This window comes from Catenovulum sp. SX2, from assembly GCF_052056295.1.
Lineage (GTDB): Bacteria > Pseudomonadota > Gammaproteobacteria > Enterobacterales > Alteromonadaceae > Catenovulum.
On record NZ_CP182493.1, the window covers coordinates 3,857,124 to 3,878,147 of the forward strand.

At 40.1% G+C, this 21,024-nt stretch carries 19 protein-coding genes; 10 read left to right on the forward strand and 9 right to left on the reverse strand.

The annotated features are described in order from the left end of the window. Positions 1-38 precede the first annotated feature (38 nt). From ACMZOO_RS16300 to ACMZOO_RS16345, 10 genes are all read left to right on the forward strand, one after another. Positions 39-2,093 carry a hypothetical protein gene (locus tag ACMZOO_RS16300; protein WP_440904358.1) on the forward strand — a complete coding sequence of 685 codons (2,055 nt, stop codon included), beginning with the start codon at positions 39-41 and terminating at the stop codon, positions 2,091-2,093. Then, the gene (locus tag ACMZOO_RS16305; RefSeq protein WP_440904359.1) at positions 2,083-5,112 is read left to right on the forward strand and encodes a tetratricopeptide repeat protein; all 3,030 of its coding nucleotides are present in this window, start codon (positions 2,083-2,085) and stop codon (positions 5,110-5,112) included. Before ACMZOO_RS16300 ends, ACMZOO_RS16305 begins: the two co-directional genes overlap by 11 nt. Beyond that, positions 5,096-5,914 carry a tetratricopeptide repeat protein gene (locus tag ACMZOO_RS16310; protein WP_440904360.1) on the forward strand — a complete coding sequence of 273 codons (819 nt, stop codon included), beginning with the start codon at positions 5,096-5,098 and terminating at the stop codon, positions 5,912-5,914. The genes ACMZOO_RS16305 and ACMZOO_RS16310 overlap by 17 nt, the downstream gene beginning before the upstream one ends. 3 nt (positions 5,915-5,917) lie before the next feature. Further along, the gene (locus ACMZOO_RS16315; RefSeq protein ID WP_440904361.1) at positions 5,918-6,271 is read left to right on the forward strand and encodes a hypothetical protein; all 354 of its coding nucleotides are present in this window, start codon (positions 5,918-5,920) and stop codon (positions 6,269-6,271) included. A 6-nt stretch (positions 6,272-6,277) separates the two neighbouring features. Next, the gene (locus ACMZOO_RS16320; RefSeq protein ID WP_440904362.1) at positions 6,278-6,925 is read left to right on the forward strand and encodes a MotA/TolQ/ExbB proton channel family protein; all 648 of its coding nucleotides are present in this window, start codon (positions 6,278-6,280) and stop codon (positions 6,923-6,925) included. A gap of 243 nt (positions 6,926-7,168) precedes the next feature. After that, positions 7,169-7,330, forward strand: coding sequence for a hypothetical protein (locus ACMZOO_RS16325; protein WP_440904363.1), 162 nt, complete (start codon positions 7,169-7,171; stop codon positions 7,328-7,330). A gap of 362 nt (positions 7,331-7,692) precedes the next feature. After that, positions 7,693-8,235: a biopolymer transporter ExbD gene (locus ACMZOO_RS16330; RefSeq protein ID WP_440904364.1), complete on the forward strand. Its 543-nt coding sequence runs from the start codon at positions 7,693-7,695 to the stop codon at positions 8,233-8,235. A 2-nt stretch (positions 8,236-8,237) separates the two neighbouring features. Then, entirely contained in the window at positions 8,238-8,762 is a 525-nt protein-coding gene (locus tag ACMZOO_RS16335; RefSeq protein WP_440904365.1) for an ExbD/TolR family protein, read from the forward strand. An 11-nt stretch (positions 8,763-8,773) separates the two neighbouring features. Then, the gene (locus ACMZOO_RS16340; protein ID WP_440904366.1) at positions 8,774-9,703 is read left to right on the forward strand and encodes an AgmX/PglI C-terminal domain-containing protein; all 930 of its coding nucleotides are present in this window, start codon (positions 8,774-8,776) and stop codon (positions 9,701-9,703) included. Positions 9,704-9,729: 26 nt separating this feature from the next. Next, positions 9,730-10,530: a PhzF family phenazine biosynthesis protein gene (locus ACMZOO_RS16345; RefSeq protein WP_440904367.1), complete on the forward strand. Its 801-nt coding sequence runs from the start codon at positions 9,730-9,732 to the stop codon at positions 10,528-10,530. 17 nt (positions 10,531-10,547) lie between these two features. Here the strand turns inward: ACMZOO_RS16345 and ACMZOO_RS16350 are convergent, their stop codons facing one another. The 9 genes from ACMZOO_RS16350 to ACMZOO_RS16390 all read right to left on the reverse strand — a co-directional run bounded on the left by ACMZOO_RS16350 (position 10,548) and on the right by ACMZOO_RS16390 (position 21,018). Beyond that, positions 10,548-11,426 carry an HDOD domain-containing protein gene (locus ACMZOO_RS16350; protein ID WP_440904368.1) on the reverse strand — a complete coding sequence of 293 codons (879 nt, stop codon included), beginning with the start codon at positions 11,424-11,426 and terminating at the stop codon, positions 10,548-10,550. 243 nt (positions 11,427-11,669) lie between these two features. Beyond that, positions 11,670-13,445, reverse strand: coding sequence for a choice-of-anchor I family protein (locus ACMZOO_RS16355; protein ID WP_440904369.1), 1,776 nt, complete (start codon positions 13,443-13,445; stop codon positions 11,670-11,672). Positions 13,446-13,579: 134 nt separating this feature from the next. Then, positions 13,580-14,293: a DUF3379 family protein gene (locus tag ACMZOO_RS16360; protein ID WP_440904370.1), complete on the reverse strand. Its 714-nt coding sequence runs from the start codon at positions 14,291-14,293 to the stop codon at positions 13,580-13,582. Next, positions 14,286-14,849: a sigma-70 family RNA polymerase sigma factor gene (locus ACMZOO_RS16365; protein WP_440904371.1), complete on the reverse strand. Its 564-nt coding sequence runs from the start codon at positions 14,847-14,849 to the stop codon at positions 14,286-14,288. Before ACMZOO_RS16365 ends, ACMZOO_RS16360 begins: the two co-directional genes overlap by 8 nt. 9 nt (positions 14,850-14,858) lie before the next feature. Next, positions 14,859-16,577 carry a BatD family protein gene (locus tag ACMZOO_RS16370; protein WP_440904372.1) on the reverse strand — a complete coding sequence of 573 codons (1,719 nt, stop codon included), beginning with the start codon at positions 16,575-16,577 and terminating at the stop codon, positions 14,859-14,861. Then, positions 16,571-18,538 (reverse strand): vWA domain-containing protein, encoded by a 1,968-nt coding sequence (locus ACMZOO_RS16375; protein WP_440904373.1) that lies wholly within the window; start codon positions 18,536-18,538, stop codon positions 16,571-16,573. The genes ACMZOO_RS16370 and ACMZOO_RS16375 overlap by 7 nt, the downstream gene beginning before the upstream one ends. Then, positions 18,538-19,572 (reverse strand): vWA domain-containing protein, encoded by a 1,035-nt coding sequence (locus ACMZOO_RS16380; protein WP_440904374.1) that lies wholly within the window; start codon positions 19,570-19,572, stop codon positions 18,538-18,540. Before ACMZOO_RS16380 ends, ACMZOO_RS16375 begins: the two co-directional genes overlap by 1 nt. Beyond that, complete coding sequence (locus ACMZOO_RS16385) at positions 19,565-20,062, reverse strand: DUF4381 domain-containing protein (RefSeq protein ID WP_440904375.1); 498 nt, start codon at positions 20,060-20,062, stop codon at positions 19,565-19,567. The genes ACMZOO_RS16380 and ACMZOO_RS16385 overlap by 8 nt, the downstream gene beginning before the upstream one ends. Further along, positions 20,059-21,018 carry a DUF58 domain-containing protein gene (locus ACMZOO_RS16390; protein ID WP_440904376.1) on the reverse strand — a complete coding sequence of 320 codons (960 nt, stop codon included), beginning with the start codon at positions 21,016-21,018 and terminating at the stop codon, positions 20,059-20,061. The genes ACMZOO_RS16385 and ACMZOO_RS16390 overlap by 4 nt, the downstream gene beginning before the upstream one ends. Between the last annotated feature and the right edge of the window lie 6 nt (positions 21,019-21,024).

Consider the following 21,024-nt stretch of genomic DNA (forward strand, 5'->3'; position numbering starts at 1 on the left):
TAAATAATTTGCAGTGCATTTGTTTACGAGAAATTGCTTTGCAAAAAGCTGGTTTAATCACAAAGCTAAAACAAGTTATGCTGCTCGTGTTTGTGCTAATACTCGCTCTTTCTACAAGCCCCAAGGCTTTCGCAGATGAAGCAATAGCAAAAAACACGACCAAGCTCAATAAAACAGCCATTGCTGATAAAATTTATCGCCAAGCTCGCTATTTACAACAAGTAGGCGAAGTATCCAACGCTGTTGTTTTATTAGAAAAATTTAAGCACAAACAACTTAAACATGATCAGTTATTAGCTGAATTGTATTTACAGCTGAATATGCCGTGGCAAGCACAAAGCAGCATTCAACAGTATCAATTTACCCAAACCGACAGCCGCAGCAAAACCCAAGCTTTGTTGGCGGATGTGTTTTTAGATTTAACCCAAGTCGCATTAACCCAAAAAGACCTAACCAGTGCAAAGTTTTATTTAGAACAAATTACTCAACCGTTGCAACTAACAGTCAAGCAGCAAGCTTTGTACTTAAATTTGGCCCAAGTAATTTATTGGCCTAGCTTGGGTACTGACAATGAAACGTTAGCTGAGTTAGTTACCGCCAATAATCCTAAAACGGGCAACCATGATATCAACCTTGCGGATTTAACCAACCAACTTAACCAAGTGGTATATCAATATCAGCAGCAAAACTATCAACAAGCTGAAATAAAGATAACGGCTTGGTTTGTACTAGTAAAAGATTTCAATTTAGATAGTTTAGAGCATAGTAGCTCGCTACAACCTAGCCCGCACAAAACTTTTGAAAACCTAATCGCTTACGCAACTATCATTCGTAGCCAAATTTCTTTCGCCCAAGGGCAATTTTTGCAAGCAAAACAACAATTAGAAAACTTTGCCCGCGACAATGTATTTAGCCAGCACGCACTGTATTTATACGCGTTAACTTTAATGCAAATGAACGAATTAGCCGCAAGCGAAGCTGCTTTAAACTTGCATAAACAAGAATTTGGCATTAGCCATTATTATTGGTTAAACATGCCATTGCTCGCACAAAAATGGCAACAGCAACAAGAATATGTGCGTGCTTTTAATGTATATCAGCAGCTTGAAACAGAAATAACCCAAGCAATTAAACAATTACCCAATTCACAACAGCAAATGTTAGTTGCTGGTATTTCTCAAGCACCATCTACTAACTCTAACTTTGTTCCAGAACCAGATATTTGGCACAGTTTAGCCATGCAAAATAATGGGGTAGCAGGAGCAAAGCAATTAATTAACCAAGTAAGTCAATTAGATGCTTTGTTAGCTGCGCTTAAAGTAAAAATTGAGTGGTTTGATTATTTGCTTGAGGTACAGCAAAAGCGCTTTACACGTATTGCAGATTCAGTGCAACAAGCAGAATTGCAGCAACAGATTGGTCAACTAACAGCTAAATTAACTGAGTTTAACCAAGAGCTTGCTATAGTTGAAAATATTGGCGCAAACACAGCTGATTCAAACCCGCAACAAACACCACTTGAGCTGTTAAATCAGTTGAAGAAAACGTTAGAGCCACAACAAGCTGATTGGTTAGCTGATTTTAATCTTAGTCAGCAAATTATCGATAGCCGCTTTAATGAAAAGAAAGATGCCAAGAAAAAAGCGCGATACCAACAAAGGCTAGATAAAGTTGCCGCCGTATTGTATTGGCAAGTACACCAACAATTACCTGAGCGTAGTTGGCAGTACAAAAAGGCATTGCTGCAAATTGAAAAGACTTTAGCTGAGCTTAGTCAACAAGAGCAAAGGTTACAACGTTTAACCAGCGAGCAGTTTAAACTTAATCAGTACAAAAGTAACTTTGCCCAAATTCAGCAAAGTTATCAGCACATTGTTCAGTTAACCGAGCTGAGCAAACAGCAAGTAACTCAGCAATATCAAACAGAGGTACAAGTTTTTTATCAGCAACAACAACGCATGTTGGAACAAGCCTTGTTAACCACTCAACAAGCTATTGCACATTTATTGGAAAACTTACCTGAGCGAATAGAGCGCAAAGACCAAGCTGGCGCAATCGAATTAGATTCAGTTGGGAGTGTCAATGATGTTTAGTTCCCAAAACTCTAACATTAAGTTTGGTTTATCTGTTATTGCATCCGCACTCTTGTTTAGTTCCCTGCAGGGATGCTCTAGTACAGATGAACAAACGCAGGCTTCTGTAAAAAGCAACAAGGGTCTAGGCTCTTGGGTCAGTGTTAATCAACAACAAAATCACCAATCAATAGATGAAGAAAAACTCTGGCAGTCGGCATACAAGCGTAAACAGCAATTGGCGGATTTATATCAACAAATATTAACTGCCACACCAGATAACCAAGTGGTTGAAGATATACGCTATCGTTTAGCTGAGTTGTATACTTATCAAGTAGAGCAAGCTCAAGGCGATGAACTTGTTGCTAGTGATCTTGAAGATAACTCAGTGGCAGATAGCGCACAAAATTCAGATGAGATGTTGCGCAGCAACATAGACCGTTTTAAAGAATTATTAGCGAGTTACCCAAATAACAGCAATAATCCTAAAATTTATTATCAACTGGCTAAGTCTTACAGCTTGCTTGGGGAAACCTTATTAAGTTTACAAACATTAGAAAAGTTAGCTGAGCTTTATCCAACCAGCACTTATCTTGAAGAAGTTTACTTTCGTATTGGCGATATTTATTTTTCGCATAATAACTACCCAAGAGCACGAGATGCACTGACTAAAGCTTTGGCTGTTGGCCAAGGTAAATATCAAAACAATGCCTTGTATATGTTGGCGTGGAGTCAATTTAAGTTAAGCGATTACCAAAATGCGAGCCAGCACTTTATCAAGTTAATTGCCCAAAGTGGTGAAGTTGCAAAGCTTAAACAAGGCAGCGCATCGTCAATGATATCGGATGCTGAGCGCGCCCTTATTTTGCTCTTAAGTCAACAAGAAACGGACCAACAAGAAACGGTCCAACAAGAAACAGGTCAACAACAAACTGCAACAGAACAACAAACTGAAAGCCCATTGGTTGCATTAATTGAACAAGCCCAGCAACAAGGGCTAGACACAACTGAGTTAGAGCCCATTTTGTATCAAAAACTCGCGCAGTTCTGGTTAACCAAAGACCTTAAAAATGAAGCTTTAGCAACTTATCTAACTTATATAGAGCGCAAACCAGACAATTTCGCTGCAGCTGAATTTTTACTAGAAGTGATTGGGTTATATCCAGAAAATTCCACTAAAGCTTTTGCATACAAAGTGAAGTTTGTTGAAGACTATTTTGTGGGCACCAATGCATGGAACAAGTTTACCGACCAGCAGCAACAGCAAATACTTGCCAACTTAAGCCAGTTTAGTTTGTTAAAAGCTCGGCAGTTGTATGCCACAGCACAAGATACAGATTACGACTTGGAAGAAGACGAAAGCGCTGCTTATCGTATCGCTGCCATTTGGTTTGAAAAATACTTATATAGTCAGCAAATGTTAGCTGAGTTGAATTTAACCACAGATGAACAACAAACTTTTATTCAACAACTTATGCTGGCAGCACAAGCTAGATATATTGCCAGTGATTATGTTGCGAGTATCGAGCATTATCAAAAGTTGGTTGAACTTCAGCCTGGTAGTGCGGATAGCCTCTACAGTTTAATTATTGTTTATCAGCAAGCGTTAAAACAACAGTCGCCATCAGTGCAACCGCAGCAAAAATTCACAGAGCTACAATTATCAAACTACTGGCAAGATTTTATCTCTTTGTATCCAGCTGATCGCCGTGCACTATATATGGCGCGTCAATTAGCGGATTACGCTTATGCCCAGCAAGATTTAGTCAGCTTAATCAGCCAGCAACAATTTATTATTCAACACCTTGATGGCAAAATTAAAGATAAACAACAAGCGACCTTGCTGGTGGCTAACTTACAATATCAATTAAAACAATATGTTGAATCTGAACAAAGTTATCAGCAAGCTTTGTTATATATAGATAAACATAGCCAAAAAGATTTATATAAGCAGACGCAAAATTTAGTGGCAGCCAGTGTGTATTTTTATGCACAATCTTTATTGGAGCTAAAACCACAACAAGCCGCAAGTCAATTTTTAAAAGTAGCTGACTTTGTTTTTAGCAATGAATATACCCAAAATGCATTAACCCAAGCAGCAGATATATTGATGGAACAAGCGGATAAAACCCAAGGTGTAGCTGTGTTAAAACGCATCAGTAAACAGTATCCAAATAGTGATTACGCCAAAGCTGTGCCAGCTAAATTAGCCAAGGTGTATACCGACCAGCAAGAGTGGACGCTTGCCGCTAAACAATTAGAATTGATTGCAAAAAATACCAATACCAAACAACCTGAAGGTTACGAACTAGCTCGCCAAGCTCAATACACAGCAGCTGAATATTACGCCAAAGATAAAGATATGGAAGCAGCGCGGTTAGCCCTTAGAACATACGCGCATAATTACCCAAAACCTTTTGATATGGCGCAAGAAGTTAGATTAAAAATGGCTGAGTTTTACACTGAGCCGCGTGACCTAAATAAAAAGTATTTCTGGTATCGCAAAATTGTGCAATTCCATAAAAAAGAGGCAAGTTTACATTCAGCCCAAGCACAACAACGCTCTGAATACTTAGCGAGTTTCGCTGCGTTTGAACTGGCAAAAGCGCATCACCAAACATTTGGTAGAGTTAAATTAGTTGTGCCTTTGCAGCAAAGTATGGCGAAAAAACAACAAGCGATGAAAGATGCGATTTATTATTATCAACAAGTGTTAGATTTTTCTTTGGTTGATTTTGTACCTCAAGCCAATTTTCATTTAGCTGAGTTATATCGCACCTTAGCACGAGAAATTATGCAGTCAGAGCGACCTGCTGAACTCGACGAGCTAGCGCTTGAAGAATACGAATTAATTTTGGAAGAAATAGCTTATCCATTTGAAGAAAAAGCGATTGAACTGCACCAAGTTAATTTGGCTCGTACCTGGACAAATCAATACGATGAATGGATAGCACAAAGTTTAGATAAACTCGCAGCCTTAGTGCCCGCACAATACAAACGCAGTTTAATTGAGGTGGATATTTATGAAGAACTTAACTAAATATTTAGCAAATCCATCTTGCGTTATTTTTCGCTTTGTCTGTATCGCAGCTGTGCTGGCACTAAACGCTTGTAGTTTAACGGCGGATAAGGCTGAGCAAGTTGCTGCAAACAATCAAACTGCTAACGAGCAAACGACTAGCGATAATATTTCTGCCGACTCTCCAAAACAGAGTGTAGAGTCATCGGAATTTCAACTTTCAGAACCGACAGAAACACCAGCCGCTCAAACAACCAAATCAGTAAAAACTCCTGAGCAATTCGCTGTAGAACAAGCTGCGGCCCAACAGCAGGCTGAAAAACTTGCACTGCAGCAACAGCAAATTGAAGATTTGTATAAACAAGCGTTAGACGCCATGCGAGCACAAGATTATAAACAAGCGGAAAGTTTATTCGAACAAATACTACAGCTAAACCCTAAACAAACAGGTGTGTTAATTAACTGCGCGATAATCGCGAAAAAACAACAAAACCTAGCTAAAGCGCAACAGCTGCTTGAGCAAGTTATAGCAGAGCAATCAAACCATGCGCACGCACAGCATTTGTTGGCAACGGTTTATCAGCAACAAGGTATTTTTGATAAGGCAGAACAAGCCTACAAAGATGCGTTAAAAGCTGAACCAAAATTTAAACAAGCCATGCTTAATTACGCTGTGTTATTGGATTTATATCGTGGCGATTGGCAAGGCGCAAAACAATATTATCAAGCATTTTTACAGTTGGAGCCTGATAACAGGCAAGTAAAAATGTGGTTAGCTGCAGTAGAACAAAAAGCTGCTGCGGCGCAGCAAGGGCAGGGGTAGCGGATGAACAATAAATTATCAATAGTCGTAAAACTGATTGCTGGCTTTATGTTGTTTGCTGTTTTCGCAAGCATTAAATCTGTATCTGCAAATCAGAACCCTGATTCAGTCGTCAGCTCCACCAGCTCGGGCAAAAAAGTTGTTATTAATAGCCAGGTAAAAGGTGAGCAAGCGCAGCCAAATGTTTTATACATAATGCCTTGGCAAAATATGACACCAAATATTCAAATCGATCAACCGAAAACACAGCTGGTGTTGCCACAACTAACACCGGTTTATTTCAATGAATTACAAGCCTTGAGCAATCAGCCAAATGTAGCTGCTCAAGGGCAATCAAACAACGCAGCAAAGGAGTAAATAACAATGTCAGCATTTGACTCTATTATTCGATTTTTACAAGAAGGTGGTCCATTTATTTATGTGATCGCCGCCGTATTGGTAACAGGTTTAGCCATTACAATTGAAAGATATTTAGTTTTATCTTCAAGCTTAAAAGCCAACCGCATTGCCATGCGTAATTTGCATCCGAGTTTAAAAGCAGGTGACTTGGAGCGTGTTAAACAACAAGTTGCTCAGTCAGATGCGCAAGTGTCACAGGTTTTGCAAGCTGGTATTAATCGTATGGGTGAGGTTAAACGCCGTGAAGACTTAGAATACGCGATGGAAGAAACTGTGATGGAGCATATGTTCCGTTTAGAAAAGCGCACGCCTATGTTGGCAACGCTTGCAAATATAGCAACTTTATTAGGTCTGTTAGGAACAATTATGGGCTTAATCGCTGCTTTCTCTGCGGTTGCAAATGCTGATCCTGCTGAAAAAGCGAATTTGCTGTCTTCGAGTATTTCAGTGGCTATGAATACCACTGCATTTGGTTTAATTACGGCTATTCCGCTTATTTTCTTTCATACCAATTTGCAGAATAAGACGGCGGAAATTGAGGATATGTTGGAGATGGCTGGTATCAAGTTGTTAAATGGTTTGTCGTATAAGAAGCAAAACTCGGACGCATAAAAGCTCAGCGACTCGATTGGTTTAGTTATGAGTTGTCGGCACGTTAAGCATTTGAGCGCAACTCTCGGAAAAGCTATCGCAAAAACGCTGTAAATACGTCCTTGTACGCTCGCAAACGCCATCCATGGCGATTGAAGTTTTGCTCTTAATTATTGCTCAATTACTTAACTCGATTGTGCAACATGACAGAGTTGAGCTATGGGGTTTGGAGTTGTCGGCACGTTAAGCATTTGAGCGAAAATCTTGGAAAAGCTATCGCAAAAACGCTGTAAATACGTCTTTGTACGCTCACAAACGCCATCCATGGCGATTGAAGTTTTGCTTTTAATTATTGCTCAATTGCTTAACTCGATCATGCTACATGACAGAGCTGAGTTATTGGGTATTGAGTTGTTGGCTGGTTAAGCGTTTTCGTAAGATTGTTTAACTGTGCTCTGTCAGATAATTGTTGGGTTTTATGAGTTTCGAGTTGCTGGTTGAGTTGGGTGTTTGGCAACACTGTTGGTAATTCAGGAGGTATCGAAGCAATAGTTTAGAGCAAAATTTCTTTTTCATGGGCGAATCAGAACCGAAGCACCGCTTCGCAGTCTGATGAGGTGGAGTCAGGGATGACGACAGGGCCTCACCTTCAGGGATGAATAGTCGCCTCTGAATTTAGCGGTTTTGCGAAAACTATGCTTTGGTACTGACGATTGCCACTGGTTCGGTAGCAGCTTCACTGAATTGTGCCATATGGGCACAAAAGGATAAATTGAAAAGGTTTAAATATGGCTTTTGGAAGAAGAAAACTAAAAAAGGTACGGCAAGATGCTGAGTTGGATATCACATCATTTATGAACTTAATGATAGTGCTAGTACCTGTATTGTTGTTGAGTTTAGTCTTTTCACAAATACGCATTTTAAATATTCAATTACCAGCACAAGCAGATGGTGAAAGCGAATCAGATCCTGAACAACAAATACTAGAGCTTGTGGTCAATGAGCAAGGTTTTGTTTTGAATTACCCAAGCAATGTTATGCTTAAAGATTTTGCCAAAGAAGCTGATGGCAGTTACCCATATCAAAAGCTATCTGAGTATTTGCAAAGTTTAAAACAAACTTTCCAGCAGCAAAAAATCGAAAAATCCGACATTGTGTTGTTATTAGCTGAAAATACTGACTACCAAACTATAGTCTCAACCATGGACACAGTGCGGTCGTTTAAAGCTGTGGTCGCGGCTAACTTAGTAGATGCTGAGTTATTTCCAAATATCTCGTTGGGCGATGCACCAACAAGCCAATTGGCTGAGCCAACTACAGAGGAGCTGTAATTATGCGTGTATCAGCAAAAGTACGTCGGCAAATTAAACACAGAAAACGCAATGCGGCAGGGGCAAAGTTAAACCTAGTTTCTTTAATGGATATATTCACCATTTTGGTGTTTTTCTTAATGGTGAATCAGTCTGAAGTTCGGGTATTACAAAATAATAAAGAGCTTACTTTACCTGCCTCGGTTGCGGAAACTTTGCCAAAAGAAAACATCACAATAACGGTTCAAGCCAATAAAATACTCGTGCATGAAAGATTAGTTTGGCAGGGCAGTGATAAACAATCGGCGTTGGCAGAGCTGGATAAAATAAAACAAAGTATTGAGCAAGAGCTTAAATTTCATTTAGATAAAAAGCAGCAATCCGGTAGTGTTAAAACACCAGAAGCCGGCTGGCCTGTGACTATTTTGGGTGATGCTAGTACCGAATATGCTTTGTTGAAAGAAGTCATGGCGATATGTGCAGAAGTCGGCTATCGAGATTTATCGCTCGCAGTTGAACAGAAATCTAAACCAGTACAGGCAAGTTAAGGAGACTGGTAATGGCAACAGCAAGTATGCAAATGGAATCTCAATGGTTAGCCAATGGTGGTTATTCCGACAAACTGTTTAAGCAGATATTAGCAGTATTGTTTATCGGTTATTTTGTGTTAGCAGTTGGTGTACCTATTATCGAGGTACCTGAGTTAACCCGTGAACAGCAAACCCGTTTGCCGCCCCAATTGGCTAAAGTAGTACTAGATAAAAAAGTACCACCTAAACCAGAGCCTAAGCCGAAAGAAACAGTAGAAGAAAAACCACGAGAGCCAACGCCCGTTGAAAAAAAACAAGCAGCCAAAGCAGCTGCGAAAAAAGTCGCGCAGAAAGCTGGCTTAGCTGCAATGAAAGACTCGTTATTTGCACTGCGTGATGCAGTAAAAGTAGAGCAAACAAAACAGCCGCTAAAACAAGGCAAACAAACGCAAACAGAGTTTAAGCGCGATATGTTAGATGCAGCAGCTGGCAAAAAAGCAGCGAGCATGCAGCAAGCACAAGTGGCAAAAGTGGATGCAGCCGAACAAACTGAAGCTGTGCCAAATCAACAGATGCGTTTAGCTGAAAATGAACAGTTGCAAGATTTAGGTTTATACGGCAATGATGAAGCAAATATTGCCGAAGAAACGAGCGAAGGTGGTGAATTAGCCAGTCGTTCAGAGCAAGAGATTCGTCAAACCTTGGAAGCGCACAAAGCAAGTTTATATCAAATATACAACAAAGCTTTGCGTAAAAATCCTTTGTTAGCCGGCAAGGTGGTGTTTGAAATGCTGGTTACGTCCACAGGGGAAATTAGCCAAGTTTCTATTGTGAGTAGTGAGTTAAACGATGCTAAATTGGAACGACGTTTAGTGCTTAAACTACGTGGTATTCAGTTTGCTAGTAAAGAGGTTGCTGATACTGCAACTCAATGGACCATAGAGTTTTTACCAAGCTAATTAGGATAGCTAAAATAGGATATACAATGACAAACAAGCAAACATCAGCAAATTTAACTCAATACGTAGTTAATGCTTTTTCATTCGGGCCTTTTACCGGTAACCCGGCTGCTATTGTGCCACTTGAAGCTTGGCTTGATGATGAATTGATGCAACAAATTGCTGAGCAGAATAACTTGTCTGAAACCTGCTTTTTTGTAGAAGAAGCGGGGCAATTTCATATCCGCTGGTTTACCCCTGAAACCGAAGTGAATTTGTGTGGACATGCAACACTTGCCGCGGCTTTCGTCTTGTATGAACATCTAGCTTATTCGCAACCTGTGATTAACTTCAACTCTAAATCAGGTTTGTTGCAAGTTGAAAAAAATCAGCATGGTTATGGGCTTAATTTTCCCAACCAAAAGCCACAAGCAGTGCCAATGCACGATGATTGGTTAAATTGTTTTAACATTAAACCAATAGCCAGTTATCAAGGTGAATATTTAGTTTTAGAGTTTTCTAGCCAACAACAATTAGTTGAACTGCAACCGAATATTTTGGCTTTAACTCAGATATCAGAGCGTTTTGTTGTAGCAACAGCCAAAGGTGACGATTGTGATTATGTCTGTCGCTTTTTCGCACCACAGTGTGGTATTAATGAAGATCCAGTTACGGGCTCAGCTTATACGCATTTAATTCCATTATGGGCAGAGCGATTAAACAAAACCCAGATGCATGCAAAACAGCTATCCAAACGTGGTGGTCAATTATTCACAGAGCTAAAAGGCGACCGCGTTATTATCAGCGGTAAAGCCTCTTTGTTTAGCAAAGGTTCAATAGCTTGCTGATTTTATCTTAGTTACTATTAATGCTTTTCCACGTGGTATTGGTTTTCGATACCACATTGGAAAAGATACTCTCCGATATCTATTAAGTGAAATACCTCAAGTTCTAAAATATCTAAAACCTGCTCGCTATATATCTTCCATTCAAAATCAGCGTCCGTATTCCCTAACCATTTGTGTAGTTGCAGAATATGCTCGGCTAGTTTTAGCACTGACAAGATTTGTTTTTCATGAAAACCGCCGGTATTGAAGATAGTTTGACAGCTATGATGGTAGGCTAAAACATTGCAGACATCATGACTCAGTCCCCATGAATCGGCGATCATAAAACTTAAGAGTTCGTGAGAGGTATTGAGATGGCTTTCTTCTAACGATGAGATATCTATTTGTTCTTGCGTATAAGCTTGTTCAATAATAGACGGGTAGTTTTTATGTTTACAGTAAATTAGTGCCATACCCGCATTGTTAAACATGCCGACTGAATATGCTTCGTCTGCAAAGTCTAAATGTAGGTGCTGGCATATTGCCATACAAGCTGCTGCAAGTTTTGCTGAAGAATCCCAAATAGCATTAATAAATGTATCTGGTTTGTTGTCACTGATGTTATACCTAAGCAAAATGCTCCGAACGAGCTGCACTATGCGCTTTGCTCCCAAAATCAAGCAAGCTTGTTGTACATTGTCTATTTGTCTGGTTAGAGCATATATGGGTGAATTAACCACTTTGAGTACAAAACCCGATATTGCTATATCGACACTAATTAGCCGCGAAATTCGTTTAACGTCGGGTTCACTGCTATCAAGTTCATTTTGCAGAGCGAGCAATAATTCTGGGCGGGGAGGGATGTTAAAACCTTCTAATGCAAGCGATACTTTAGTTTTATCTATTGGTGGCGCCAAAACGAACATCCTTATTCAAGTGTACTAAGTTGTTAATTTAATTCCTTTAAGCCTAGATCAAAAAAGGCGTTATCGAAAATAAATAACGCCTTTTTTTACACATTTTTTGCTTTATGCACAAAGGTTGATAATTAAAGGTTAAGCAATAATTTAGAGCAAAACTTCAAACGTCATGGATGACGTTTGCGAGCGTACAAGGATGTATTTACAGCGTTTTTGCGAAAATTATGCTCAACCTTTAATTTATTCACCGATCTTTACTTCCCACACACTTACGCTACCAGAAATTTCATTACCAACAATTAATAGCGGCTTACCAGTTGGGCTGTTTGCTGCATCAACAAACTTCATGCCTTCAGGTGCTAAGTCACCAGTAATGTCAGCTTTCTCAACTAATCCACGGTTGATAACGTAAGTTGAGTATTTAGCATCGTAAGGGTCGGTAATATCGTAAACAAAAATGCCACCCATACGTTCTAAACCGATAAATGCATAAGTTCTGCTACCAATTTTACCAATTGCTAATGCTTCCGGCTCTGGGCCTTTTGCATCAGAGCGGGTATCACCTTCATTTTCGTCTTCGTTGTTGTTAAACGCAGCACCGTGCATTAACGAGGTGTACATTTCGAAATCATCACCTGAATCGAATACTAAATTACCCATTTCATCAAAAATTGAGAATGAACGCGCACCGTATGCGTATAGTTTTTCGTATTTATTGTTTGCCGCGTTATAACCTAAAGCAGTTGTAACCAATAAACGGCCAAAACCATCATTCCCGCCATTAGCATTAAAAGTTGCTTGTAAATTATCACTTAGTGGTGCGATATCATCTAAGTCTTTTATGCGAGACTCTTCAAGGTAAGAGAAACAAATTTCTTCATCATCAAAAACATACAAACCATTTGGATGTTTTGTTTCACAGGCTTGTTTGTTTTCATCTTCTACGCTGCCGCCAGACAATGCATCGTCAATATATTCACGTGCATCACCTTCATTTGCGGTTACTACGTAACTTTTACCATCAACAGTGTACGCTGCGATTGTGTCTGGTTGGTACATGCCATATAGGTTTTCGTAGTTGTTCAGCTCAATGCCAGAATCTTTGTCTGAAACGTCAATTTTGTACATGTTCCAGTTTTTAAAACCTAAACCATAAATGGTTTTGATTTCAGTTTTAGCTAAGTCGATAACAGCAATAGCGTTGTTTTCTTGCATAGCAACAAAAGCAATTTTGTCGTCGCTGCTTACCGCAACATACTCAGGCTCTAAGTCTTGGCTAACTGTGGCATTATTTGGATTAGCGAATTTAACACCTTGGCTGATTAACATATCTTTTTGAGTTTCGTAAGCGGCGAAACCTAAATCAAGTGCTGTGTCAGCAATAACGCCGTTAGCTATCATGATAATTGATACCGAGCCTTCAGGGTCTACGGAATAATCGCCAGAAGGTTCACCTTCGTTTGCAACTAATACTTGAGTACCTGCATTATTGAAAGTCACCATATCCGGTAAATAACCAACTTCTACTGCTTTAATGAAAGCAGGCGTTGCACCTGAGATATCATAAAATGCAATTTTGCCTTTAGTGCCAGTCGCGCCAGCCATAGCAACCGCTAATAACTCTTCACCATCGTGAATTGCGATACTGTTTGCATCACCCGCAACATCATCACTTACTTTTAAAGTGTACATAATGCTTAGGTTTTGATTGTTGATTACACCTTCGTCGTCAGCTGTTAAAGCGTCAGCGTCCGCACCATTTAAGTCAATAACTTCAACAGTCGCGTCATCACCAGAGCTATTTACTGCGTATATGTAGCCAGTTGATTTTTGGAAAGCAACAATTTCAGCTGCACCTTCAGGTGATTGGGCGTTTAAAACCACACGGCCTAACATATCCATTTGAACATGTTTGTCGCCTTTAGGCATATCTGAATCAGTGTCAGTGTTAATTTCTAAGCTACAGGCCGTTAACCCTGTAAGCATTGCAGCGCAAAGAAGAGATTTTTTAAACATTCTAATTGTACCATTGTTAGTCTATTTATGATTGCGCAACACAATAAATGACCGGAGTGACAACTAGATTACGTCAATGTGACAGCTATATTAAGGCTATCTGACTACTCGTTTGTGGAAAGGAACGTGGCGCTTTAAATGCGCCACTTAAGTTTGTCTTCAAGATGACTTTGCACTTGCTGCATATCTTCTTGTTTCGGTGCTATATAAATAACATCTACACCTTGTAGTCTTGAGGCTTTGCCTTGCATTTTTTCATCGGCAATATGTTGCCAATCTAACTCAATGTCAGTTTTAGGCATAACAAATATATTTACCTGGCCTTGTTGACCGTCGATCACAAGGTGCAACGCGCGTATAGCCTGCATTTGGCAATAATTGGCTGAATAAATATGGCCGATAGAATCGGTTAACTCAGCACCATAACCTGCTAATTTGGCATTTACTTCTGTTAGTGGCACATCTAAATCTAATGATGCATGGTAGAGCGCATCATCATAAACGTGCTGCATAGCTAACTGATTAATATTGGTAAATTCAGGATTTTGGCTCATTTGACTAAAACCAATACCAATAGCAAATGCAACAGACGCAGCAGTTGCCATGTACCAAGTCATTTTGCGTTTTTGTTCACTTTTGTGCTCATCAAGTGACTGGCGCAAGATAATTCGGCTGGCCAAATCGTCAGGCACGTCAACCTTCATGCAACGCTCAAGTTTGCTTTCAAGGTTTTGCATTTCATCTACAAAACGCTTTTTACTTGCATCAGCTTGCGCTGCTTGTTTAATTTCATCATCCAAATGTTTTGGATCTGCAAATACCTTGCGTCTGAATTCTAAATCATCCATTCGCGGACCTCTCTAACGTTGAGTTGTTATCCAACGCTTCTTTCAACATATTTCTCGCTCGGAACAGCCTTGTCATTACAGTGTTTTTGTTTAAATCCAATAAACCTGCAATTTCATCGCCACTAAAACCAGCAACAACCTGCAACACAAGCGGCTCTCTATATTCCAGTGGTAATTTATTAATTTGCCGATTCAACCAATATTGTTCTGTGTCGTCTTCAATATCGGTTGATTTATCTAAGATGTTTGGTTCGTCGTATTCGCTCATATCAAATTGTTTACGCTCGAATCGACGGGCATTTTCACGGCGTAATATGGTAATTAACCAAGACTTAGCCGCTTTTGCATCTACCAAACTATCTAAGCTTTTCCACGCGCGCAAAAAAGTTTCTTGCACTACGTCTTCGGCTATATGCTGGTCTTGTATCAGCCAATACGCATAGCGGTACAAATCTTTATGATATGCACTGACCAAAGCTTCGTATTGGCGCTGTTTTTCTCTCATGTCAGATAAGACCGACACTTTGTCCGATTTATTTCGAGAAAATAATTTCATTTTTTTCCGCTAAGGATTTAATTTATTCAACTGCGGTTGTTGCTTAACTAAATATTGATTACGAACTTTAGTTAACGCATGTTTAAGTTGATCACTGCTCCAACTACTTGGTTGTTTACTATAGCGGCTTGCCTCCATTGCTGCCAACTGCTCAGCGACAGTTTTATCCGCTATTTTGTTAACCAGCTTAGCCAACACTAAATTATGTTCGGTTTGTAACAGTAGGTTCAACCATACTTGTAGCTTGCTGCGAATGTCGCTGGCATCATTATTTTTGAGTGATTTTAGTAGTTGTTGCCAAGCGAGTTTTTCATCACGGCCATTATTGTTTTCAATTGATGTTTTTGCTGGTGCTGATTTTTTCTTAGCCAACCATATCCAAAGGGTTAGTAACCAACTGACAATAGTTAATGCAATTAAGCCTAAAACATAAATATTCGACCAAATAGATTGGTTGTTATTCGTTGGGGTAGGCGTTGTAGTTGTACTAGCATCCGTTTTGTCGTCCTCAGCAACATCAATACATTCAATTGCTTCGGTGTTATGGCCAGCAACTGGTGTAACAACCTGTTGATTGGGATTCGCAACCACTTTAATTTTTTGCTCTGCGACTGTGGTGGTTTCCATTTTTTCACGCGTGGTATTCCACCAAGTCAGCTTAATTTCAGGCAGAATAAACTCACCTGTTTTGCTCGGCACTATGGCAGCAGTTTCAATGCGTTGGGCAATCACTTGGTTATTACGCGCACTGGTATGGGTTTGCGCTTGATCAGGATACACTTTAAAGCTGCTTGGGTATTCAACTTGTAACTCTGGTAATTGCTCGGCGCTGACATTCAATGCAGATAAGGTAATGGTGCGGGTGATTGGCTCACCAACTGGATATTCTTGTTGTGGTGGCGATATTTCATCATTGAGCATAACCAATTCAGATGGTAACCAGTGGCCTGCATAATTATCAGGAATAGGTTTTACATCCAAAGTTAACGATGGGCCTGTACGGGTAATAGTTTTGGTTTGATTAAAGAAAAACTGACTGCGTCTACCATCAACTACTTCACCCTGAAATAACGGGCCGTCAATGACAAATTCGCCGCTGCGTTGAGGTGTAATCAAATAAGTACGTTCAATAACACGATAACGGCGGCCATTCACTAGCGTTTCGTTTTCTTTATCTTTACCTTGCTGCTCAACTAATGCGCCAGCAATTTCTGGTTGAGTTAATGAGCCACTATTGAGGTTAACACCAATAAATAACTTAGCTGTATAACTAACTTGTTGTTGCAGCCAGACAGACTCAGCTGAAAGCTCTGCTTCAATATAAATATCTTGATCTTGTGCTGCAGTTTGTTGTGCATTTTTGCCAACCACTTGCAGTTTTATGGGGGTTGAACTTGCACCTTTATAGCTAAATGCTGGAATGGTAAAAGTGCCCGCAGCTTTAGGAATTAACCTAGTGGTAAAACGCGTTTCGCGGGTGGTATCAAAATTCACCATGCGAGTTTGTTGGCTAACCGATGTGCCTAAAACTCTAAAATTATTTTCTAACACTTTAAAATTGAATATTGAACTGTCGACTTTATCATCTACAGTAACTATTAAATCGATAGATTCGTTAATAACCGATGGGTTTTGACTAACGCTTGCAACCACTTCTAAAGCATAAGCTTTTGCTAAAGTGATTAAACTTAAACTAATTAACAAGCATATTTTTTTAATTGTTACCAAGGCTGTGTTACTCCTGTTGGTGCTTGAGAACGACGACGTTGTTGATATTCAAGTTGCATTTTTCGGCGCAGTAAATAAGAGGGATCATCATCCACCTTATTTAATAATTTACGCATAATTTGTTGCTGCTCTTGCTCAGCTCTTTGCTCTTCAGTCATTGGCTGCATAACTTGCTGCTCGCCATTTTCATCTGACTCTTCACCATTTTGTTGAGCGTTTTCGAGCATTTTTTGCAACTGCTCTTGTTTATTTTTTTCAGCTTGGGTTTGTTGATCTTGCTGTTGCTGACCATCTTGCTGTTGCTGACCATCTTGCTGTTGCTGACCGTCTTGCTGCTGGCCGTCTTGCTGTTGTTGGCCATCTTGCTGTTGTTGACCGTCTTGCTGTTGTTGACCGTCTTGCTGTTGTTGACCGTCTTGCTGTTGTTGACCGTCTTGCTGTTGTTGACCGTCTTGCTGTTGCTGGCCGTCTTGCTGTTGTTGACCATCTTGATTCTGCTGACCATCTTGATTTTGCTGGCCATCTTGCTGTTGCTGACCATCTTGCTGTTGCTGATCATCTTGATTCTGCTGACCATCTTGATTTTGTTGCTGCTGTTGTTGATTTTTCAACTGCTCTGCAAGTACTTTATTCTTTTGCGCTTTTTCAAAATCAGCTTGGCGTTTTAACGCTTTATCGTAAGCTTCAATCGCTTCGTCTAATTTACCCAACTGCGCCAAAGCATTACCTTTATTGTAAAAAGCATCTGCTGTATCAAGTTTAGAAAACTGTTCAACTGCGCCTTCTAAATCACCTTGTTTAAATAAAGCTGAACCTTTAATGGCAGGATCAGATGCTAGCGCACCCGCATCTTGATAGTTTTCCTGCTGCAATGCAGTTAAAGCTTGTTGATTGTCATTTTTAAAAAATGAATCAAAAACACCAGCATAACTGTCGTTGCTATAACCCATAGATAAAAACAGCAGCGGGATCACAAACAAACTTTGCTGACGCGCAAACCATAAAAACAACGGCAGGGCGAGAACAGATAAAACTGCACCAAAATCAAACCAAGCGTCACCGGTAATTTCAGTTTGTTGCTGTTTAGCATTACGGTTTTGTTTTTCTAGGCTATTAGTTACATATTTAATATCACGATCGTTGGTTGTTAATCTGTGATAATGGCCAGCAACCGAGCTTGCAAGGGTTGAAAGTTCCGACTCATTTAATTTAGGAATAACAATGCTGCCAGAGCTATCTTTTAATAACTCGCCCGATTGCAACTTTATTGGTGCGCCTTGTGGTGTACCAACACCAAAAACAACTAAGGTGTAATCAGTATTTTTTAAATAACTGCCAACATCTTTAAACTCAAGCTCACTGACATGGTCGGTAAACCAATAAATTTCGCCTTTAACATGGCCAGCATTTTTTAATAACTCAATTGCTTCTAAAATACCTAAACCTGCGTCGCTGCCCATAACCGGCATAATTTCTGGCTGTAAACTTGGTAATAGTGCAACAACGTTTTTGCTGTCTGGCGTAAGTGGGCTAATGGTAAAAGCATCACCCGCATAAGCAACTAAACCTAATTCGCCTTCGGTAATTTGTCGGGCTAGATCAATTGCTTTAAAACGCGCTTGAGTGAGCCGGTCAGGTTTTAAATCTTCCGAGCGCATCGACATAGATAAGTCGAATAAAATCACTCTGCCAATATCGGCACTAAATACAGGTTGAGGGCGTTTTTCCCAAGCAGGGCCAGCTAGCGCGACAATAATAACAGTCCACAACAATACTAAACTGTACAAAGGAAACTGTTTAACTTTGCTGCTGTTTGACAGCAATTTAGTTGCCAAGTGGGGTGGAATAAACTTGTGCCAGCTTGACTGAATAAGCTGGTGTTTTTTCATATACCAAGCCAATACAATGCAAGGCAATAGGGCGATTAACCACTCAGGGCGTAAAAAATGAAAGTCACTCATTATTTAGCTCCTTGTGCTTTAGCACTCAATTTATCGCTAAGCTGCATTTTAAACTGTAACAACATAGGCGTTAGTGCCAGCAATAAAGTTAAAATAAAGCCGAGCGACAAAGGCCAATAGAACAAACTGGTTTGTGGCCTTAGCTGAATTGCTTCTTCACTAATAGGCTCTAATTTATCTAACTCAGCGTAAATTTTACTTAGTTCACCTGCATCACGCGCACGGAAATATAAACCACCAGTTTCTTTAGCAATATTGCTTAAGGTTTTTTCATCTAAATCTGCAGACGGGTTATGTTTTTGATAACCAAAAAAGCCTTTAACCAACATCTCGTCTGCACCAACGCCTATGGTATAAATTTTTATACCCTCGCTTTTAGCAAGTTGCAGTGCTTCTTTTGGTTGTAAGTTGCCGGAGGTGTTTTGCCCATCAGTCAATAAAATTAGAATTTTATTGCTGTTGTCTTTGGCGGCAAAACGTTTAGCTGCTAAACCCATAGCATCACCAATAGCGGTTTTATCACCCACTAAACCAATAACACTTTCATCCAACATTTGTGCAACTGTATTTAAGTCGCGAGTCAGCGGAGTTTGTAAATAGGCCGTGTCAGCAAATAAAATAAGCCCGAGGCGATCGCCCAAACGGCGCTGAATAAAGTCTTTTAACACAAACTTAGTCATATCTAAGCGATTAACTTTTTGTCCGTTAATCACCATGTCGTCCATTTCCATAGAGCCTGATAAATCGACCGCTAACATAATGTCGCGACCTTCGGCTGGCAATGTAATCGGCTTGCCAACCCACATTGGTTGACTGGCTGACGCCAATAAACTTAACCAAATAAGCCAAGCGGCTAAAGTTTTGCCAATAGATTTTTTCGACTCAGCCGTTTGCTGCTGAGTTAAACTATGCTTCGACAGAAATGGTGCTTTTAACCGCGCACCTTCAAGCTGGGTTTTATTGGTCACAAACTTGGTTACTAACCAAGGTAAGGGAAGGAGTAAAAATATCCACGGCCACTCAACTTCAAACATCTTGGGCTCCATTTTTACGACTGATTTGTTTAACTAATTTAACCACAGTAGCTAATTGCTCGGCTGAAAGTGCTTGGCTGTGAGCTTCGGCCGTATATTGCTGACTGTACAAAGCACTTAATAAATTAAGCTCAGCTTGTTGCCATTTTTTCGCAGACTTATCTGTGTGCTTAACGACTGTATTCAACCAAAATTCGTGCATTTGGCTAGCCGATAAACTCGCAACACTCGTACGACCGTAATAATGCATTGCCAGTTGTTTTAGCAACACGGCTGCTTGTTTAGCAGATAAACTCGGCTTAAGCTGTTTGATAATCTGCTTTTTAAATGCATTAAATTTTTTGTGTTGGTAGATATAACGGCCAAGGGCAATTACAAGCACCAAGGCTAGAATAATAACTAACCACCAACCCCAAGCGAGCGGCCACCAACTTGTTTCTGCTGGTACTTGCACATCTTTAAATGCTTCCATTAAATCGTTCGGATTCATCTAAGTTGTACCTCTAACGGTTCGCCCGCACTAACATTAATTGCAGTGCAGCGGCAGCGTCTTAACCAAGTGTCTTGCTGTTCAATCATTTGTTGATATTCAGTTTGGTAACTCTGTGCAATTTTTTTATCGCCTAAAGTCACTACACCTTGTTCACCATTGTATTCAACGGGCAAATTCATGCGCCCAGCAAATTTTGGTAAAGCTTGCTCCATAGGATCAAAAATTCGATAAGCCATTAACTCACAATGTTGCGATAACAAAGTTAAGTGTTTAGCCGCAACTTCATTCAGGTTATGAAAATCGCTGATGATAATCACTAAGCTACCTGGGCGGGCTAAGCGGCGCAGGCGCATACAAGTTTGGGTGAAATGATTGTCTGATTTAGCACTGATGTTTGCGGTTTGCTCGTCAGTCTGCTCACTGATTTGTTTGGTCATTTGTTGTAAATGATGCAAATAGTGTAAAACCGCAGGTGTACGTGCTTTTGGTTTTTGTTCGCTATGTTGCTGTTCGTTAAAAACAATACCACCTAAACGATCGCCCATACGGTTAACCGACCAAGCCATAAGTGATGCTAAATGACTAGCTTGTACCGACTTAAACATAAGTTGACTGCCAAACTGCATAGACTCAGATAAATCAGTAACAATAAACACAGGGCGTTCGCGCTCTTCGCGGAACAATTTGGTATGGGTAACATTGGTACGCGCAGTAACACGCCAATCTATCATACGAATATCATCACCCGGCTGATAATGGCGAACTTCGTCAAACTCCATACCTCGGCCTTTATGCGCCGAAACATATTGACCAGCAAGGCGCGCTTGCAAACCATGTTTAGGTGACAAGTCGAGCAAACCCGTTTTGCTGCGATAATGCAGCAACTCAGGCATAGCAACTTTTAATCCATCGGCTGAAATAGATTGCAGCCAATCTAAATGTTTAGCTGACATAAGGCG

What these genes read in the sequence shown, in the direction of transcription:
- ACMZOO_RS16305 (WP_440904359.1), top strand. Translation starts at nt 2,083, where the DNA reads ATGATGTTTAGTTCCCAAAACTCTAACATTAAGTTTGGTTTATCTGTT.
- ACMZOO_RS16310 (WP_440904360.1), top strand. Translation starts at nt 5,096, where the DNA reads ATGAAGAACTTAACTAAATATTTAGCAAATCCATCTTGCGTTATTTTT.
- ACMZOO_RS16315 (WP_440904361.1), top strand. Translation starts at nt 5,918, where the DNA reads ATGAACAATAAATTATCAATAGTCGTAAAACTGATTGCTGGCTTTATG.
- ACMZOO_RS16320 (WP_440904362.1), top strand. Translation starts at nt 6,278, where the DNA reads ATGTCAGCATTTGACTCTATTATTCGATTTTTACAAGAAGGTGGTCCA.
- ACMZOO_RS16330 (WP_440904364.1), top strand. Translation starts at nt 7,693, where the DNA reads ATGGCTTTTGGAAGAAGAAAACTAAAAAAGGTACGGCAAGATGCTGAG.
- ACMZOO_RS16335 (WP_440904365.1), top strand. Translation starts at nt 8,238, where the DNA reads ATGCGTGTATCAGCAAAAGTACGTCGGCAAATTAAACACAGAAAACGC.
- ACMZOO_RS16340 (WP_440904366.1), top strand. Translation starts at nt 8,774, where the DNA reads ATGGCAACAGCAAGTATGCAAATGGAATCTCAATGGTTAGCCAATGGT.
- ACMZOO_RS16345 (WP_440904367.1), top strand. Translation starts at nt 9,730, where the DNA reads ATGACAAACAAGCAAACATCAGCAAATTTAACTCAATACGTAGTTAAT.
- ACMZOO_RS16355 (WP_440904369.1), bottom strand. Translation starts at nt 13,445, where the DNA reads ATGTTTAAAAAATCTCTTCTTTGCGCTGCAATGCTTACAGGGTTAACG.
- ACMZOO_RS16360 (WP_440904370.1), bottom strand. Translation starts at nt 14,293, where the DNA reads ATGGATGATTTAGAATTCAGACGCAAGGTATTTGCAGATCCAAAACAT.
- ACMZOO_RS16365 (WP_440904371.1), bottom strand. Translation starts at nt 14,849, where the DNA reads ATGAAATTATTTTCTCGAAATAAATCGGACAAAGTGTCGGTCTTATCT.
- ACMZOO_RS16375 (WP_440904373.1), bottom strand. Translation starts at nt 18,538, where the DNA reads ATGAGTGACTTTCATTTTTTACGCCCTGAGTGGTTAATCGCCCTATTG.
- ACMZOO_RS16380 (WP_440904374.1), bottom strand. Translation starts at nt 19,572, where the DNA reads ATGTTTGAAGTTGAGTGGCCGTGGATATTTTTACTCCTTCCCTTACCT.
- ACMZOO_RS16385 (WP_440904375.1), bottom strand. Translation starts at nt 20,062, where the DNA reads ATGAATCCGAACGATTTAATGGAAGCATTTAAAGATGTGCAAGTACCA.
- ACMZOO_RS16390 (WP_440904376.1), bottom strand. Translation starts at nt 21,018, where the DNA reads ATGTCAGCTAAACATTTAGATTGGCTGCAATCTATTTCAGCCGATGGA.